This window comes from Corynebacterium sp. ACRQK, assembly GCF_022345965.1.
Lineage (GTDB): Bacteria > Actinomycetota > Actinomycetes > Mycobacteriales > Mycobacteriaceae > Corynebacterium.
Window position 1 is genome coordinate 1 of the sequence record NZ_JAKRMU010000018.1, and the last position, 1,460, is coordinate 1,460.

General features: G+C 64.0%; 1 pseudogene. It reads right to left on the bottom strand.

What is annotated here, in order from left to right:
• Positions 1 to 1,460, bottom strand: a pseudogene (locus MHX63_RS10370) (type IV secretion protein Rhs); the annotation flags it as partial.

Here is a 1,460-nt window from a genome sequence, read left to right on the forward strand (position 1 = left end):
ATAGTGTGGCGGGTTTCTTCGCCACTGGCCAGGCGCGTGGTTTCAGCGGTGGCCCGGCCGTAGGTATCGCGGGTGTAGGTGATGGTGGCGGCCGGGTTGGTGATGCTGGTCAGGCGACCGAAGGGATCGTAGTCAAACAGTGTGGTGCCGGAGGCATCCTCAACGCTGGTGGCAAGGCCTAGTTGGTTGTAGGTGGTGGTTGTTGTTCCCGCTGGGGTGGTGACTGCGGAGACGAGTCCGTCGGGGCTGGTTGTGTTGGTGGTGACGATACCGTTGTAGTCGGTTTGTTGGGTGATGTCCCCGTCGAGGTCGTAGGTGTAGGTCCAGGTGTGGCCGTCGGCGTTGGTGATGGCCACGGGTTGCATTTGGGTGTTGTAGGTGATGTGGGTGGTCGCACCGGTGGCGTCGGTGGTGGTGGCTGGTTTGTCGAAGACGGTGTAGGTGGTTGTGGTCGTCGCACCCATTTCATTCGTTGACGATAGTTGGTTGCCTTCGCCGTCGTAGGTGGCGGTGAGGGTGGTGCCATCGGGGTGGGTGAGTGTGGTGGGCCAGCCTTCGGGGGTGTAGTCGATGCGGGTGGTGTTGCCGTCGGGGTCGAGGGTGTCGGTGATAAGGCCTTGGATGTTGAGGGTGTGGCTGGTGCGGCGGCCGGCGGGGTCGGTGATGGCGATGGTGCGGCCGGCGTTATCGCAGTCGATGTGGGTGGTGGCTCCATCGGGGTTGGTGATGCTGGCAGGGGTGATGCCGGTGACACGGTAGTCGTAGGTGTAGCTGGTGGTGGCTCCGTCGGCAGTGGTGATAGCGGTGGTCATGCCGAAAGCATCAACCTGGTAGTCGGTGGTGTGTCCGTCGCGGCCGGTGATGCGTACGGGCATGCCCCAGGTGCCGGGTTCGATGGTTGTGGTGGTCCCGTCGGGGTAGGTGGTGTCGACGATGAGGTCGTTGTCGTCGTAGGTGTAGCTGGTGGTGGCACCGGCTGTGTTGGTGACGGTGGATGGGAGGTGGTGGTCGGTGTAGGTGGTGTCCTGGATACCACCTTCGGGGGTGATGATGCGCCAGACGTCGCCGGAGGCGGTGGCGCGGTAGACGGTGGGGCGGATGTCGCCGAGGAGGTCGTCGGTCAGCCAGTCGGTGGGGATGGTCCAGTTGGTGGTGGTGTCGCGGTTGGTGGTGCGGCCGCGGCCGGTCAGGCCTGCTTGTTCTAGTCCACCGTTGAGGAGGGCTTGGTAGAGGGGGAGGTTGTGGAGCCGGTCGAGGTAAGTGTCAACGACGCTGTCGCCGGTGTCTAGGGGGTTGCCGGTGAAGTCGCCGGCGGTTTCGATGAGTACGCAGACGGTGCCGCCGGTGGGTGCGTCGTCGCCGGTGTCGTCGCCCCAGTAGAGGATGTTGGGGAACATACCACCGGTGCCGACTTGGGCGGTGACACGGCCGTGGTCATCGTAGCGGTAGTGATACGCAGC